Source organism: Roseiflexus sp., assembly GCF_057785375.1.
On sequence record NZ_JBYNRX010000101.1, the window covers coordinates 45,318 to 61,402 of the forward strand.

Consider the following 16,085-nt stretch of genomic DNA (forward strand, 5'->3'; position numbering starts at 1 on the left):
TTTAGCGGACCAGAGATGGTGCACGGAATATCCTGCGATGCACCGTCGTCTGTTTGGTGGCATGCGGGCAATTATAACGCAAACGTTCTTCTCACGAACAAGCGCCGTTTCGCTCCCTGCCCCGACGATAGATACGGCAGATACGGCAGGTCGCTGACCAGCCGTGACAGAAAGGAAAAAAGCATGGGTCCTCTTTCCTGGATCATTTTCGGCGCACTGGCCGGATGGGTGGCGAGCCTGCTGGTTGGCATCGAGGAACGCCAGGGATGCCTGATGAATATCATCATCGGCATCCTGGGAGCGTTTGTTGGCGGGTTGATCATGGATCTGCTGGGATTCGGCGGAACCAATTTTGGCTGGGATGTGCGCAGTTTTGGTGTGGCCGTGTTGGGCGCCATTGTGCTGTTGGCAATCACGGGACAAATCCAGAAGCGCCGACGCTAAAAAACCGGGGCAGGCGATTGATCGCCTGCCCCGTCTTTAGTCCCAGGCTTCTGTCCAGCATTCCGGCTCGCACACCAGGGGAACGCGAGAGGCATTCGGAGGAGCCAGAGGAAGTGAACGGGAAGAGTATCAAGGAAGAGAGCCGATATGTTTCCTCTGGACAGCGCCTTTTCTGAGTCTAAGCATATGCGATGGCACGTTCATCCGCAATAGCACCAACATCCCATTTGCGTATGCCCCTTTTGGTGTTGAGGTACCAGAGAGAGGGATGACCTGCCCACCGATTTTCTGATTTTCTGGTATCATGCGTAGCAATCGATAACACTGCGCATACCCTGTTTTCAATGCCCAGGAACCAGAAAACTTTGTTCGACACGCAGCGCGAGGAGGCGTTGAGCCGTCAGGCGCCGCTTGCCGCGCGCATGCGTCCGCGCACGCTCGATGAGTTCGTCGGGCAGGATCATATCGTCGGTGAAGGCAAACTGCTGCGGCGCGCCATCAGCAATGATGCGCTCTTCTCGATCATTCTCTGGGGTCCGCCCGGCTCTGGCAAAACGACCCTGGCACGGATCATCGCCGATACGACGCATGCCCATTTCGAGCAGCTTTCGGCGGTGTCCGCCGGAGTGGCCGATCTGCGTCGCGTGGTGAAAGAAGCGCAGGACCGCCTCGGCATGTTCCAGCAGCGCACGATTGTCTTCATCGACGAGATCCATCGCTTCAATAAGGCGCAGCAGGACGCCATCCTGCCATATGTCGAAGATGGCACGATCATTCTGATCGGCGCCACCACCGAAAATCCGTCGTTCGAGGTCAACCCGGCGCTGCGCTCACGGGCGCGCGTCTTCGTCCTCGAAGCGCTGACTGACGAGCAGATCGGCGTGATTGTCGATCGCGCGCTGAACGACACCGAACGCGGGCTTGGCGACCTCAACGTGTTGCTGGTTGCCGATGCGCGCGGTTACCTGATCACCATGTCGAACGGTGATGCGCGCACAGCGTTGAACGCACTCGAAGCCGCCGCGCTTGCCAAACCGCCGGGGATCGGCGGGAAGCGCCTGATTACGGTGGACGACATTCGTGATGCGCTGCAAACCCGCGCGGTGCGGTACGACAAGAACGGCGAGCTGCACTACGATGCCATCTCAGCGCTTCACAAAAGCGTCCGCGACAGTGATCCCGACGCCGCATTGTACTGGCTCGGACGCATGCTTGACGGCGGTGAAGACCCGCTGTACGTCGCGCGACGGGTGGTGCGCATGGCGGTCGAGGACATCGGCATGGCGGATCCGCATGCCCTGCCGTTGACCATTGCCGCGCAACAAGCGGTGCACTTCCTCGGTCAACCCGAAGGTGATCTGGCGCTGGCGCAAGCGATCGTCTATCTGGCGCAGGCGCCGAAGAGCAATGCGGTCTATGCCGCATACGCTGCGGCGCTCAAAGATGTGACGGAGACCCGCAACGAGCCGGTGCCGCTCCATCTGCGCAATGCACCCACGGCGCTGATGAAAGGACTTGGATATGGGCGCGACTACAAATATGCGCACGATTATGAGGATGCGCAGGTGGAACAGGAACATTTCCCGCCCAACCTGCGCGGACGGCGCTACTATGAGCCGACTGGGCGCGGGTTTGAGGTGACAGTACGCGAGCGCCTCGCCTGGCGCGATGCGCGTATGTCGCATACATCCGCCAGGGGAATGCATAAAGAAGAAAACACCGGGTCAGCAACAGCGCGGAGCACCATCCCATCCGCTGTCGATCCGCAGGCGCTTGCCGGCGAAGAGCCGCAAATCCCGGCGGACGACATGGCTGAAACGCCACAGTTGCCCCGCACATTATCACGTCGTCGGTCGAAATAAGGTCTGAAACATCGGGACACGTGTATGCCACCTCAAACCGCTGATGTCGTCATTATCGGGGCCGGTATCATCAGTGCATCAATCGCCTATCATCTGGCAGTCCGCGGTTGCACTAACGTTGTTGTTCTGGAAAAGGAAGAGACCGAGATCAGCGGTTCGACCGCCCGATCTGTCGCCGGTGTACGTCATCAGTTCTCCACCGAAGTCAACATCCGCCTGTCGCTCTACAGCATCGAGCGCTTGAAACATTTTACCGAGGAGGTCGGCGGTCACTCGGGCTTGCAGCAGATCGGCTATCTCTTTCTGATCAACAATCAGGCGGACTGGGACGCCTACCGCGCCAATGTTGCGCTACAGCGCGGCTTGGGGGTGCGTGTCGAACTGTTATCGCCTGAGGAGGCTGCGCGCTTCATCCCTGGCATGCGCATCGACGATCTGATCGGCGCTACCTTCGGTCCCGACGATGGCTTCTGCGATCCGCACGGCATCGCCATCGGATACCTGAACCGCGCACGTGATCTTGGCGTCGTGCTGGAGCGGGCTGCGCCCGCCATCGGCATTCGGGTGGTTGGCGATCATGTCGCGGGTGTCGAAACGCCAACCGGCGTCATCAATTGCCCGATTGTCGTGAATGCTGCCGGACCGTGGGCAGGCGAGGTGGGGATGCTCGCGGGGTTAGAGATACCGGTGCGCCCGTATCGCCGCTGCGTCTATGTCACTGAACCGTTCCCTTCCATTCCCGGACCGATCCCGCTGACCATCGATGTTGGCACAGGCTTCTACATGCGCAAAGAACACGAGAATATCATCTTTGGCAAATCGAACTATGCCGAGCCGCCGGGTCACAACCTGACCGTCGACTGGGAGTGGCTCGACACCGTGCTTGAAGCCGGGTTACGGCGCTTTCCGATCCTGGAGCGCGCCGGGCTGGCGGAAAAGCTCTGCTGGGCAGGCGCGTATGAAATCACGCCCGATCATATGCCAATTCTGGGGAAACATCCCGAACTCGAAGGGTATGTCGATGCCAGCGGGTTCAGCGGACATGGCATCATGCACGCGCCGGCCACCGGTCTGCTGATCGCCGAAGAGATCCTCGACGGGCGCGCCCATACGATCGACATCGATCCGCTGCGCATCAGCCGTTTCCGTGGCGTCTTACGCCGTGAACTGAACGTCATCTAGAACAGTTTCTCGAAGCGGTTCTCGGTTCCTGTGCGCAGGCGACGGATATTCGAGCGGTGAAGGAGAACAATCGCCACAGTTGCGCCCCATACAAAGAGCGCATAGGCGAGCGGCAGCGTGCCAAGCGCAACCAGGATGGCGGCAACCAGAGCGCAGGCGGCTGCGGCTGCCAGTGACGCGACAGATGAAATGCGCGTGATGCCGAATATCACTCCCCAAGTTGCCAGCCCGGCGAGCGCCACCGGCGGCGCCATCGCCAGCAGCGCCCCGCCGCCGGTAGCCACTGCTTTGCCGCCACGAAACCCGAGAAAGATTGACCGGGCGTGTCCGAGCATCGCTGCTGCGCCGACAGCCACGACCGCGAGCGGCGGCAAGTTGAGCATATGCGCGGCAACGGTTGGCAAAGCGCCTTTCAGCATATCGCCGCTCATCGCCAGCGCAAACGCCGTGAAACCGCAGGTACGCCAGACATTCGCCGCGCCGATGTTGCCGCTGCCCGCGACGCGCAGATCAGCGCCCCATGCACGCGCCACCAGCAGACTGAAGGGAATGGAACCGGCCAGATAACCGAGCAGCGCCAGCGCCAGGTGAGGGATCGTCAGCATGGGTTTGCCGCCTTCCAATAAGGTCAGGCACTACCACATTGATCGAATCACTCCGACGACGCGCCCCTGAATGTGAACTTTTGCAGCATCGACGTAGATTGGCTCCATCGTCACGTTAGCTGGTTGCAGGCGCACCTTATCGCCTTCGCGATAGAAACGTTTGAGTGTCACCGCATTATCGTCCTCGATGCGCACCGCGACCATCTGGCCGTTTTCAGCCGTCTCCTGGTAGCGCATCAGTACGATGTCCTCATCGTCGATCAGCGCATCGATCATCGAATATCCGCGCACTTTCAAGGCGTAAACATCCTGCAACTTCTCAGGCGGCGCCACGTCGGGCGGCACCTCGATCATTTCGACTGCGGCGGTGCTGGTGTCCTCTGGGTTGGGCAGCGGTTGACCGGCGGTAATGACGCCCAGTAACGGGACCCTCCCGCCTCGCGCCTGACTGAGGACCGTCGGCAACATATTCTTAATCTTGATCCCCCGTGACACTCTGCCATCGCGGTCGATCAACCCCTTGCTCTCCAGCGCGCGAAGATTGTAGGCGACGACTGAGGTCGAGGAAATGCGCAGACCATCCTGGATCTCGCGGATGGACGGCGGATATCCGTGCTCCTGGGTGAACTCTTCGATGAACGCAAGGATATCGCGCTGCCGCGCTGAAAGTTGATCTGACGATCTCATGCGTGCTGCCCTTTCTCTGGCGCCGTTCCTTAGAACCGCAAGCCTGTTCGATAGAACTTTTGTAGTAAAATCATTATCCCATAACACGCTTGTTCTTGTCAAGCCCATATTTTCTACTTTCTCGCGTGCCTGTTCACGCGCTTCCTGAGAGCGCCGGCGCTGTGTGCGGCGTCCCGGGGCGGCGGGGCGCCGTGCGTTGGCGCTTGCTGAGGCTATTCCGCCGCCGCTTCTCCTTTTCGGGGACTGCCCCCGACCCCCTGTTTTGGGCGACCGGCGGTATCGGTTCCCCTGACTGTGAACAGTTACTTTCTCGCTATCGCTTGCATGTCGCTGCGCCGTATAGTACAATGCGCGACTCGGAGCTACCGGGCAATGCCCTTAGCTTTTGGCGAAGGTATTTGCATTCTCAGAAGGAGTATCATCTCGTTATGTCGGAAAAGCATACGTTGTCGCTTGAACCACGCGCCGTTTTGGGTAAGAAGGTCAGAAGGTTGCGGCGCAGCGGCGTTCTTCCTGCCACTGTGTATGGCAAAGGCGTCGATCCGATTGCTGTGCAGGTCGATGCACGCAGTTTCAATACCGTCTACCGTCGCGCCGGGCGCACGTCGCTGGTGGAACTGCATATTGCCGGTCGTCAGCCGCTGGCGGCGTTCATTCACGCATTGCAGCGTCATCCGGTGACGCGCGACATCATTCACGTCGATTTTCGCGCAGTCGATTTGACACGGGCGGTGGAAGTCGCTGTGCCGCTGCACATCGAGGGCGAGTCACCCCTCGTTGAAAGCGCTGAAGCAGTGTTGAACCAGGTGTTGAATGCAGTTGAGATCCAGGCGTTGCCCGCCAATATTCCTGCATACATTGCGGTGAATATCAGCGGTCTCGATGCATTCGATAAGAGCATCCATGTTCGTGATCTGACGCTGCCTCCAGGAGTGACGCTGGTAACTCCTGGTGACGAACTGGTCGTCAGTCTGGCGCATGTGCGCGCTGCGGAGGAGGAAGAGGCGGCAGCGGAAGCGGAGACCGCCGAGCCAGAACTGGTGCGCGAACGCCGTGAGCCGAGGGAAGAAGAGGAATAGGCGCACGTCCTCGACAGAATCAAAAAACCCTCGCGTAAGCGAGGGCTTTTTGTTTTCCCTGGGCATCACCACGGGTGAGCTTACCGCGCCACCTCGATGGTGATGCCCTTACGCTCATTACTCATGGGCATCACCTCCTTTACGCCTGAACGGCAATTTTGAAGGATTGACATGAGCAATATACCGAAAATCATGGCGTCTGTCAAGCGCCAATCCCGGTAGGAGGATCTTGACTGGCCTGAGCAAAAGTCGCATACCGCAGCGCTGCCGGCTGATCCTGTGCCTGGACCTTCTCGGCATCGATCACGGTGTCGCCAGCGTCGGCGTGACGGGCGCCGGCGTGTCCTCCGTCAGGCCGGAAACGGCAGTCGGTGATGCCCGCAGCGACGGCGACGTGTCAACCAGTGAGGGGATGATGAGCGGTTGCCCAACCTGAAGCGAGTCGGGATCGGTCAATCCATTGGCGGCTATAATGTCGGCGACGGTTGTGCCAAACCTGATTGCTAGATCACTCAACGTATCGCCGGGCTGGACGATGTACAACCCGGCTGGCGTCGGCGAGGGCGCCAGCAGGCTGGCGTATGCAGTTGCCGTTGCATCAGCATCAAGCGTTGGCGCCGGGGTGATTTCGAGGATCACCGGCGCCGTCGGGCGCGGGGTCGCCGGTTGCGGCGCCGCCGGGAGCGTACAGGCTGCAATGCCCGTGGCTAGACCGATCAGCAAAAAGGTGCGCAGCAGATGGTACACCATGGAGGGGTTGATCATTGCTGAGCGAAGTGGCTTCATCAGTCGTGCCATTTTGACATGCGTCGTGAGGCGTGCTATCCTCAGCCGCACGCCAGAAGCGCGAGGAAGATAGACGCTCTGTATGACTATCTTCCTCACGAGCCGATCAGCAGAGCAGTTATTTCTTGCCGGGGCCCTTCTTCGATGCTGCCTGTTTCTTCTGCTTGCTGACGTTTTTCGGACTTTTGTCCCCCATACACGGCTCCTTCTGCGTTCATAGCGTCTTTGCCGATTGTTATATTATTATATCACGAGGTTAAGCATGGATGCTCCATTAAACCCGCAGATGCGCCGCCTGTCTGTCATTATGCGCGGCGATCCCGAAAACCTCGATGAGGTTCTCGGTGTGCTCAATCCTGCCGCCGCCCGGTCGTCGGATGGGACGCTCTATCTTTTCCCGCGCGTCGTGGCGGCAGGCAACTATTCGCGTATTGGGATTGCTCGCGTGGTCTTCGATGATCATGGTGATCCGGTCACGGTCGAACGGATGGGGTATGTTCTTGAACCAACCGAGTCGTATGAACGGAATGCGCGCACCGCCGGTTGCGAAGACCCGCGTATTACCTATGTGGAGGCAATCGGGCGCTACGTGATGGCGTACACGGCGTATGGTCCGCTGGGACCGCGCATTGCGCTGGCGCTGTCGACCGATCTGCTGCACTGGGAACGGCTTGGTCCGGTCATGTTTGCCTTCGAGCCGCATCTGCGGACTGACTTCAATCTGTATGACAACAAGGATGCCTTTCTCTTTCCTGAACCGGTGCGCGACCCGCAGGGGCGCCCGGCGCTGGCGCTGATCCATCGTCCGGCGCATGTGCAGGGCGGTATGCCGGTCGTTCCCGCTGGCGTGGCCGAACAGCGCGCCAGTATCTGGATATCGTACTGCCCGCTTGACCGTGTAAAGTCCGATCTGGCGGAGTTGCTGATCTGGCGCAGCCATTCGTTTCTTGCCGGTCTGCAGGCGTCGTGGGAGGAGGTGAAGATCGGCGGCGGCGCACCGCCAGTCTATACACCATATGGGTGGATGATGGTCTATCACGGCGTTTCCGGGCGAATTGTCGAGCAGATGGATCACCAACCATTCGTGCATTACTGCGCCGGTGTCATGATCCTTGATACGGATGACCCACGCAAGGTGGTCTATCGCTCGCCAACGCCGATCCTGGCGCCGGAGATCGAGGAAGAGCGCAGTGGCGTCGTGCCGAACGTTGTCTTCCCGACTGCGGTCGATCAGCGTGAGGATGGCACGTTCGATGTGTACTACGGCATGGCCGATGCCGCCATTGGTGTGGCGCGATTGACGCTGTGAGGTTAGGGGTTAGGGGTTGTTCCGTCCGCTTCCTTATGGTTGCGGCGGGATCACGATGACGATACGTTCTTCACAGTGGGGCATTGCGCACCCGATCCCGGCATTTCCTATGAATATTGCGCTCGATCTGCGCTTCGTCAATGATCATTTTCCAGGCATTGGGCGTTACGCCTTCAGCCTGGCGTCGGCATTCGCTGCGCTCGATACGTCGCACAGATTCATTTTCGTTGTCACGCAGGATGTTCCAGCCCGTCGCTCTGTCCCGAACACGCGCTATGATCTGAGGGGTCTGCTGCGTTTCCCGCGGGTGCGGGCGCTCGCTGCGCCTCCGCCTTTCAGCGTCGCCGGGCAGATCGCTTTGCCTGCGTTGCTGCGCCTGGCGCGCGTCGATGTCTACCACGCGCCGTACTATGTGTTTCCCTACGTCGGTCTCCCATGTCCTGTCGTTGTGACGCTGTACGACATCATTCCGCGTCTCTTTCCGCACGAGTCGTCGCTGCGCGCGCGCCTGTTCTTTGATGTCTCGATCAGAGCGGCGCTGCGCTCAGCGCAGCGGATTGTCACGTCGTCGCGTTGTTCTCGTGACGATGTTGTGCGTGTGTACCGCGTGCCGGCGGCGCGGATCGATGTGGTGTATGGTGCAGCGGACGAGCGCTTCCGTCCTGTGGAACCGAAGACCGTGGCGACGGTGCGAGCGCGGTATCGGCTGCCGGAAGTGTTTGCGCTCTGTGTGACATCCGACAAGCCGCACAAGAACGTTGATACACTGGTGAAGGCGTGGCATCTGTCGGCGACCGGGCAACGGGACGAGGCGCCCTGGTTGATCCTGGCAGGTCACCGTGGGCGCAGGTCGCTGACGTTTGACCACCCGCGGATCCGCGACCTGGGACCCCTCGTCGAGGCTGATCTGCCCGCGTTGTACGCCGGCGCCACACTTTTCGTCTACCCGTCGCGCTACGAGGGGTTTGGATTGCCGCCGCTGGAAGCCATGGCATGCGGCGTGCCGGTGATCTGTAGCTATGCCGGGAGTCTGCCGGAGGTCGTCGGCGATGCGGCGCTGCTGGTAGACCCGGACGACCCACAGGCGCTGGCAGTGGCCATCGACCAGGCATTTGCCGATCCGACGTTGCGCGCCGCACTACGCGCCGCCGGCCTCAAACGCGCGGCATCCTTCTCCTGGCAGCGCGCAGCACAGGAGATGATGGCGGTCTATGAGCGGGTAAACAGGTAAGATGCGAGGTTCCAGCAGGCGGAGACGCTGCACCGCAGCGTCTGTAGCGCCGCTGCATGCTGAACGAGGTGTCGAACAATATGTCCATCGCCGATCTGCGAAAAGAATACACCCGGCACGGTTTGAGCGAGTCCGAAGTCAGTTCTGATCCGTTGATCCAGTTTCAGCGCTGGTTCGACCAGGCTATCGAAGCGGGGTTGATTGAACCAAATGCCATGACGCTTGCGACCACCACGCCTGACGGCAAACCTTCGGCGCGGATGGTGCTGCTCAAGGGCGTGGATGCGGGCGGGTTCGTCTTTTTCACCAACTACGAGAGCCGGAAGGGCCTGGAACTGGCGGCGAACCCGTGGGCGGCGCTTGTGTTCTACTGGCCCGAACTGGAGCGCCAGGTTCGCATTGAGGGGCGCGTCGAGCGCATCTCACCCGAGGAATCCGACGCTTACTTCGCTTCACGACCAAATGGCAGCCGCATTGGTGCGTGGGCGTCGCGCCAGAGCAGCGTCATCGGCAGCCGCGCCGAACTGGAACAGCGCGTCGCCGAACTGGAACAGTTCTATGCCGACCGCCCGATCCCGCGCCCGCCGTTTTGGGGCGGTTTTCGCGTCATTCCCGATACCATCGAGTTCTGGCAGGGGCGCCCGAATCGCCTGCACGACCGTCTGCGCTACCGGCGCGACGCCGGTGGCTGGATTATTGAACGTCTGTCGCCATAGTAATGGAGCATGCTCATGCATCCCATCCTCGCACGTCTTGGTTTTCGTGCTGATGATCGGGTAGTGATTATCCACGCCGACGATCTTGGTATGTGCCAGGCGACGCTCCCCGCTGTCGCCGAACTCTTCGATGCCGGGCTGGTCTCATCGGCAGCAACGATGGTTCCCTGTCCCTGGTTTCCAGCCGTCGCTGCGTATGCCCGCACGATGCCATCCGCCGATATTGGCGTCCATACGACGCTCACCTGTGAGTGGGATGCGTACCGCTGGGGACCGCTCAGCACCCGTGATCCTGCATCGGGACTGCTGGACGATGAGGGATATCTGCCGCGCACAACGTCTACGGTTCAGGCGCAAGCCGATCCGTCCGCTATCGCCGCAGAACTGAATGCTCAACTCGATAGGGCGCTTGCCGCTGGTATTGATGTCACTCATATCGACTCGCATATGGGTGCGGCATTTGCGCCTCATTTTCTGCCTGCGTACCTTGCCGCCGCCGCCCGCGTGCAAGTGCCGCCGCTCGTGCCGCGTCTGAGCGAGGAGCGTATGCGCGAACAGGGCATGCCGGAAGAGATGATAGCTTTTGCGCGCAAGGCGATTCCGCAGCTGGAGGCGCAGGGCGTTGTGATGGCGGATCATCTGGTCGGCATGCCGCTCGACCGGCACGAGGATCGGGTGGAGACCGCGAAACAACTGCTTGGTTCCCTGCCGCCGGGTCTGATCTATTTCATCATTCACCCGGCGATCGATACGCCGGAATTACGCGCAATTGCAAGCGACTGGCGCGCCCGCGTGGCGGATTACCAGGCATTCTGTAGCGCCGAACTGCGCGCCTGGGTTCGCAATCAGGGGATTCATGTCATTGGCTGGCGCCCGATACGCGACGCGCTGCGGGGAGCGTAGTAAGACCACGGTGGGCAGCAACACCCGCGGCCTGCCTGGCGACTGATGAACATGTACAAAATAATCCGGCATTCGCTCTGCGCCCGGCGGCTGAAGCCGCAGGCTGCGGGTGCAAAGCCCGCCTGCGCGGGCTGCACCGGGCGATACCGGATTCTTTGCTCAAAAACCATTATTGACTTCACTGCAAAAAGCAACCACGAAGGTCACAAAGGGACACGAAGGAAATGCGCTTCATGTTTATTCACCTTCGTGCGCTTCGGGTCCTTGGCGGTTACTTCACTGCAAAAAGCAACCACGAAGGTCACAAAGGGACACGAAGGAAATGCGCTTCATTATCTATCGGCAGACGGGCGGAATACATTCCGCGTTACGCAGTCACAAAGGGACACCCAAGCAATGCGCTTCATGTTTATTCACCTTCGTGCGCTTCGTGCCCTTTGTGGTGAAGCCTTTTTGCGGTGGACTCAATACGAACTTGTGGTCGGTCAGACGACATGTTCGTGCGTTCGTTGGGCAAGGCGCAGCGGTCAACGAGCATCGGCAGGCGTGTCGTGGACCGCAGCTGGTATGAGCAACCTCGGTCTGTCCGGCGGCTGAAGCTGCGGGCTGCGGTTGCGATGCGCGCCTGTGCGGGCTTGACCGGACGGCGCCGGATTGCGGTCTCAACCACTTAATGCGCGGTCATTCATGAATACTGCCGGGGCGTGCAGCGAGACGCCAGGGCGCTGCGGGCTAAAGCCCTCGCCGAGGACGCAGTTCGACCATGCTCACTGCAGGCGGTTCGACCGTGCGCACCGCACGTGAACGCCCCGCCGGGGCTGCTGATGCCAATGCGCAGTCATACGTCCATGACTGCCAACGCATGTTGTGGATCGTTACGCCTTGCGAACCGAGCGCTCGAATATCTTGTCTGACTGACCGCACGTTAGTATTACAAACTCTGGAGGTCGATTCCCAATTCGCGCAGTTTCACCCAGGCGGCTTCGCGTGCAGCCCTTTCAGCCTCCGCTTCGGTCGGCGCCATGCGTCCGTCAGGAAGCACGAGGCGCAGAAATGCCCCATCAGGCATAAGCCAGCATCCCAGTTCATTGCTCCAGATGCGTCCCTGACTATCAGCGTCGGCTTCGATTGCATCACCCTCAGTGCATCGCCAGACGCGCAGCCGCCCAAGCGCTGCGGGCCAATACGGCGGATCATTTGGATCGTAGGCGATGTATTCCTGCACGCCCAGTGCTGCATACCGTGCCGGTTTCTCCTCGATGTCCGTCTTCCATGTCTCCTCGGAACTGAACTCGAACACCACCTGCGGCGGTGGTCGGTTTGGCTCGTACAACCGCCAACTGCGGAATTCGCGTGCTGCGGGATTGGGAATGGTCACCCCTTTGAACACAGCAATATCCGGCGCCAGCGGATATTCGTAGCGGCGACGGCGCTGATAAAGGTTCAAATTGCTAACAATGAAGCAAGTCGTGTTACGGAACAGATAGGTGAGCACGCTTAACAGATAGTGAATCGGGGTGGATTGGGCTACGCTCTCACCCATCAAATCCTCTTTCGTAGGATGCAGATCGTAGTAATGGACGAATGGTTGTTTCACAGGCGAGCGTACAACCGTCACCAGTGGTTTCTTCACCCTCATCGAGCATCCCCCTGCGCCAGTGCACATCAATCGGGCGTGGCGCGATCACGGCGGCTACGCGGCGCTGAGGGGCGCTTCATCCGCCCGCGGACATAGCCGCCACGAAATGCCAGCGCCACCAGAAACGCCATCAGGATGAGAATGATCAGCGCCTCGCTCCAGCCGATGGTCATGATACCTGCTTTCTGGAGGTTACGAGAACCAGGAACATGTGAGGGAGTAGGGAGTGGGGACGCACTTGCCGCCTTTCACCTTCCTCCTTCGCACTGTTGCACGGTCAGTATGCAACCCTTTGCATGCTCCGCGCATCGCATTCAAGGTGCAACGGTTCCACCTGCAACATTCGCGCCTGCCATCTTCCGCCTTCTCACCTGCCCACCGTCGCCTTCCCACGTAGAACGTTCAACGTGGACCGTTCCATGTTCAACTTTCCCGCCTGAAACCTCGCGCCGTTGTGGCGGCGGCATACTCGTAGAGCCGGGCGCGCAGGTCCACGTTCAACCTTCCCGCCTGAAACCTCGCGCCTCTGGCCTCTCGCCTACGACGGACGCACCGCGTACTGTTCCATCAACTCGATCGACTCAGGTGCGCGCCAACAGGCGACGAAATGCCCGTCGCCGTAGTCCTGAAACGGAGGTTCTTCGACTTTGCAACGGTCAATGGCAATCGGGCAGCGTGTGTGAAAATGGCAACCCGGCAGTGGATTGAGCGGACTCGGCACATCGCCTTCCAGAATGATGCGCTGCCGCTTCCGCTCGACGGTCGGGTCGGGGATGGGAGCGGCGGACAGTAGCGCCTGGGTGTAGGGGTGCATTGGCATGGCGTACAGTTTCTTCCCCTCCGCCAGTTCGACGACCTTCCCCAGATACATCACCGCCACCCGGTCGCTGATGTGCTTCACCACTGCCAGACCGTGCGCAATGAACAGGTAGGTCAACCCCAGGCGATGCTGGAGGTCTTCGAGCAGATTGAGCACCTGCGCCTGGATCGACACATCGAGCGCCGACACCGGCTCGTCGCACACCACGAACTCTGGTTCGACCGCCAGCGCGCGCGCAATGCCAATGCGCTGCCGCTGTCCGCCGGAGAATTCGTGGGGGTAGCGGTTGATAAAGTAGGGGTTGAGACCGACAAGTTCGAGCAGTTCCTGGACACGCTCGCGGATGGCGGCCTTCCCCTGGCGCAGGTTGTGGACTGCGATCGGCTCACCGATGATGTCGCCGACCGTCATGCGCGGGTTGAGCGACGCATACGGGTCCTGAAAGATCATCTGCACCTTGCGCCGCATGCGCCGCAACTCTTCACCCCGGAGACGGGTCAGATCGGTTCCCTGGAAGAGCACTTCGCCGGCGGTTGGCTTGTAGAGTTGGAGAATGGCGCGCCCGGTCGTCGATTTGCCACATCCGCTCTCGCCGACAAGCCCCAGCGTCTCACCGCGCTTGATCGAGAATGTCACCCCATCGACTGCTTTGATGTGACCAACGGTGCGCTTGATCACCGCGCCCTTCATCACCGGAAAATGCATCTTCAGGTTGCGCACCTGAATCAGATCGGTCGAAGCATCACTCATCACTCTCTCCCCTGATGTCATCGCTGGAACTATGCTGGCACTTCGTCGCCGGTGGTGGGAAGCGGCGTTTCGAGGGTGATATCGAACAGGCAGGCCGCCTTGTGTCCGGGCGCAACCTCACGCAACGGCGGCACCTGCTGGTCGCACTTGCCGGGAATGAAATAATCGCAGCGTGGGCTGAACGGGCAGATCTGCGGCAAATTGATCAGGTCCGGCGGCAGACCGCGGATCGGTGTCAGTTTCCGCCCTTCTTCCTCGTCGAGGCGCGGGATCGAGCGCAGCAAACCGATGGTGTACGGCATGCGCGGGCGGGCAAAGATCTCTTCGGTGGGTCCCTCTTCCACAATCCGCCCGGCGTACATCACGATCACCCGATCGGCCATGCCGGCCACAACGCCCAGGTCGTGGGTGATGATGATAACCGCCGTGCCGAGTTCGTGTTGCAAGCGCTGAATGAGTTCCAGGATCTGCGCCTGGATCGTCACATCGAGCGCAGTCGTCGGCTCATCGGCAATCAGCAGTTCCGGGTTGCACGACAACGCCATTGCGATCATCACGCGCTGCCGCATCCCGCCGGAGAATTGGTGCGGATAATCATCGAGGCGGCGCGCGGCGCCGGGGATGCCGACCATCTCCAATAGTTCAATAGCGCGATTGCGCGCTTCCCTGGCGGTCAATTTCATGTGGAGTTCGAGCGACTCGGTGATCTGCCGTCCAATCGTGAGCACCGGATTGAGCGATGTCATTGGATCCTGGAAGATCATCGCAATCCGATTGCCGCGAATATGGCGCATCTCTTCTTCGGTATAGTCGAGTAGGTTCTCACCGTCGAAGATAATCTGCCCACCGACGATCTTTCCCGGCGGGTTAGGAATGAGACGCATAATCGACAGTGAGGTGACGCTCTTTCCCGATCCGCTCTCGCCGACGATGCCGAGAGTCTCGCCGCGATCAACGTGGAAAGAGACGTTGCTAACGGCTCTGACGATGCCATCCTGGGTCTTGAACTGAGTCTCAAGGTTCTTGACGACGAGCAGCGGTTGTGACATGGGCATTCTCCATCAGGGTGAAACTTCGTGGGCGAAATGGCAAGCCGACCAGTGACCAGGCATTTTTTCTTCAAATGCCGGTTCGACTTCGCGGCAGATCTCGCGCGCCATCCAGCAGCGCGGGTGGAAGCGGCATCCCTTCGGCGGATTGATCGGGCTGGGCACATCTCCCTGTAGAATAATCCGCTCGCGCCGGATGTTGGGATTGGGGATCGGGATGGCGGAAATCAACGCTTTGGTATACGGATGGAGCGGACGGCGGAAAAGTTCGGTGCGATCCGCCAGTTCAACCATCTTCCCCAGGTACATCACCCCCACGCGATTACTGATATGCTCGACGACGCTGAGGTTATGCGCGATGAACAGGTAGGTCAGCCCGAATTCCTGTTGCAGATTGCGCAGCAGGTTGAGCACCTGCGACTGGATCGACACATCGAGCGCCGAGACCGGCTCATCGCACACGATCAGTTTGGGGTTCATCACCAGGGCGCGTGCAATGCCGATGCGCTGCCGCTGCCCGCCGGAGAACTCGTGCGGGAAGCGTTCCATGTGGCTCGGATGCATACCGACTTTCGTCAGCACCTCGCGCACGCGCTCGATACGCTCGGCTTTGCTGCCGATGCCGTGGATGGTCAACCCTTCCGCCACGCTCTCGCCAATCGTCATACGCGGATCGAGCGAGGCATACGGGTCTTGAAAGACGATCTGCATATCACGGCGGAGCGCCTTCAACTGACTGCCGGAGGCGGCGAGCACGTCCTTCCCGTCGAAGATCACCTCGCCATCGGTTGCCCGTTCGAGGCGCAGGATAGTGCGCCCGGTCGTGGTTTTGCCACACCCGCTCTCACCGACCAGCCCGAGTGTTTCGCCGCGTTTGAGCGTGAAACTGACGCCGTCGACCGCCTTGACGACCGCGACGGTGCGGCGCAGAACCCCGCCTTTGATCGGAAAATGCTTGACCAGGTTATTGACTTCGAGCAGCGTATCGCTCGACACGCTGCGCTGCATGACACTTGCCATAGA

The 16,085-nt window shown here is 60.1% G+C and carries 16 protein-coding genes; 8 read left to right on the plus strand and 8 right to left on the minus strand.

What is annotated here, in order from left to right; translation table 11 throughout:
* Nucleotides 1-183: 183 nt before the first annotated feature.
* The 3 genes from AC3EA7_RS20390 (at nt 184) to AC3EA7_RS20400 (ending at nt 3,488) form a co-directional block, all read left to right on the plus strand.
* Nucleotides 184-444 (plus strand): GlsB/YeaQ/YmgE family stress response membrane protein, encoded by a 261-nt coding sequence (locus AC3EA7_RS20390; protein ID WP_488615911.1) that lies wholly within the window; start codon nt 184-186, stop codon nt 442-444.
* A 344-nt stretch (nt 445-788) separates the two neighbouring features.
* The gene (locus tag AC3EA7_RS20395) at nt 789-2,306 is read left to right on the plus strand and encodes a replication-associated recombination protein A (RefSeq protein WP_488615912.1); all 1,518 of its coding nucleotides are present in this window, start codon (nt 789-791) and stop codon (nt 2,304-2,306) included.
* A gap of 24 nt (nt 2,307-2,330) precedes the next feature.
* Nucleotides 2,331-3,488 carry an NAD(P)/FAD-dependent oxidoreductase gene (locus AC3EA7_RS20400; protein WP_488615913.1) on the plus strand — a complete coding sequence of 386 codons (1,158 nt, stop codon included), beginning with the start codon at nt 2,331-2,333 and terminating at the stop codon, nt 3,486-3,488.
* Here AC3EA7_RS20400 and plsY read toward each other — a convergent pair.
* Both plsY and lexA read right to left on the minus strand, forming a co-directional pair.
* Nucleotides 3,485-4,093, minus strand: coding sequence for a glycerol-3-phosphate 1-O-acyltransferase PlsY (plsY, locus tag AC3EA7_RS20405; protein ID WP_488615914.1), 609 nt, complete (start codon nt 4,091-4,093; stop codon nt 3,485-3,487). The genes AC3EA7_RS20400 and plsY overlap by 4 nt on opposite strands.
* A 30-nt stretch (nt 4,094-4,123) precedes the next feature.
* Nucleotides 4,124-4,780, minus strand: a complete 657-nt coding sequence (lexA, locus tag AC3EA7_RS20410) for a transcriptional repressor LexA (protein ID WP_488615915.1) — start codon at nt 4,778-4,780, stop codon at nt 4,124-4,126.
* Nucleotides 4,781-5,208: 428 nt separating this feature from the next.
* Here lexA and AC3EA7_RS20415 point away from each other — a divergent pair, with 428 nt between their 5' ends.
* Nucleotides 5,209-5,859 (plus strand): 50S ribosomal protein L25, encoded by a 651-nt coding sequence (locus AC3EA7_RS20415; RefSeq protein ID WP_488615916.1) that lies wholly within the window; start codon nt 5,209-5,211, stop codon nt 5,857-5,859.
* Between the two features lie 303 nt (nt 5,860-6,162).
* Here AC3EA7_RS20415 and AC3EA7_RS20420 read toward each other — a convergent pair whose 3' ends face one another.
* Nucleotides 6,163-6,645: a LysM peptidoglycan-binding domain-containing protein gene (locus AC3EA7_RS20420; protein WP_488615917.1), complete on the minus strand. Its 483-nt coding sequence runs from the start codon at nt 6,643-6,645 to the stop codon at nt 6,163-6,165.
* A gap of 262 nt (nt 6,646-6,907) precedes the next feature.
* Between AC3EA7_RS20420 and AC3EA7_RS20425 the strand changes: the two genes are divergently transcribed.
* The 4 genes from AC3EA7_RS20425 (at nt 6,908) to AC3EA7_RS20440 (ending at nt 10,804) form a co-directional block, all read left to right on the plus strand.
* Nucleotides 6,908-7,954: a glycoside hydrolase family 130 protein gene (locus tag AC3EA7_RS20425; protein ID WP_488615918.1), complete on the plus strand. Its 1,047-nt coding sequence runs from the start codon at nt 6,908-6,910 to the stop codon at nt 7,952-7,954.
* Nucleotides 7,955-8,009: 55 nt separating this feature from the next.
* Nucleotides 8,010-9,185 (plus strand): glycosyltransferase family 4 protein, encoded by a 1,176-nt coding sequence (locus tag AC3EA7_RS20430; protein ID WP_488615919.1) that lies wholly within the window; start codon nt 8,010-8,012, stop codon nt 9,183-9,185.
* Nucleotides 9,186-9,265: 80 nt separating this feature from the next.
* Complete coding sequence (gene pdxH, locus AC3EA7_RS20435) at nt 9,266-9,901, plus strand: pyridoxamine 5'-phosphate oxidase (RefSeq protein ID WP_488615920.1); 636 nt, start codon at nt 9,266-9,268, stop codon at nt 9,899-9,901.
* Nucleotides 9,902-9,916: 15 nt separating this feature from the next.
* Nucleotides 9,917-10,804, plus strand: coding sequence for a polysaccharide deacetylase family protein (locus AC3EA7_RS20440; protein WP_488615921.1), 888 nt, complete (start codon nt 9,917-9,919; stop codon nt 10,802-10,804).
* A 931-nt stretch (nt 10,805-11,735) separates the two neighbouring features.
* Here AC3EA7_RS20440 and AC3EA7_RS20445 read toward each other — a convergent pair.
* From AC3EA7_RS20445 to AC3EA7_RS20465, 5 genes are all read right to left on the minus strand, one after another.
* On the minus strand, nt 11,736-12,422 hold the full coding sequence (locus AC3EA7_RS20445) for a Uma2 family endonuclease (protein WP_488615922.1): 687 nt from the start codon (nt 12,420-12,422) through the stop codon (nt 11,736-11,738).
* A 47-nt stretch (nt 12,423-12,469) separates the two neighbouring features.
* Nucleotides 12,470-12,616, minus strand: a complete 147-nt coding sequence (locus AC3EA7_RS20450; RefSeq protein ID WP_488615923.1) for a hypothetical protein — start codon at nt 12,614-12,616, stop codon at nt 12,470-12,472.
* A gap of 365 nt (nt 12,617-12,981) precedes the next feature.
* Nucleotides 12,982-14,013: an ABC transporter ATP-binding protein gene (locus tag AC3EA7_RS20455; RefSeq protein WP_488615924.1), complete on the minus strand. Its 1,032-nt coding sequence runs from the start codon at nt 14,011-14,013 to the stop codon at nt 12,982-12,984.
* 29 nt (nt 14,014-14,042) lie between these two features.
* A complete protein-coding gene (locus AC3EA7_RS20460; protein WP_488615925.1) occupies nt 14,043-15,062 on the minus strand; it encodes an ABC transporter ATP-binding protein in 1,020 nt (339 codons plus the stop codon).
* Between the two features lie 12 nt (nt 15,063-15,074).
* Nucleotides 15,075-16,082, minus strand: coding sequence for an ABC transporter ATP-binding protein (locus tag AC3EA7_RS20465; RefSeq protein WP_488615926.1), 1,008 nt, complete (start codon nt 16,080-16,082; stop codon nt 15,075-15,077).
* Nucleotides 16,083-16,085: the final 3 nt, after the last annotated feature.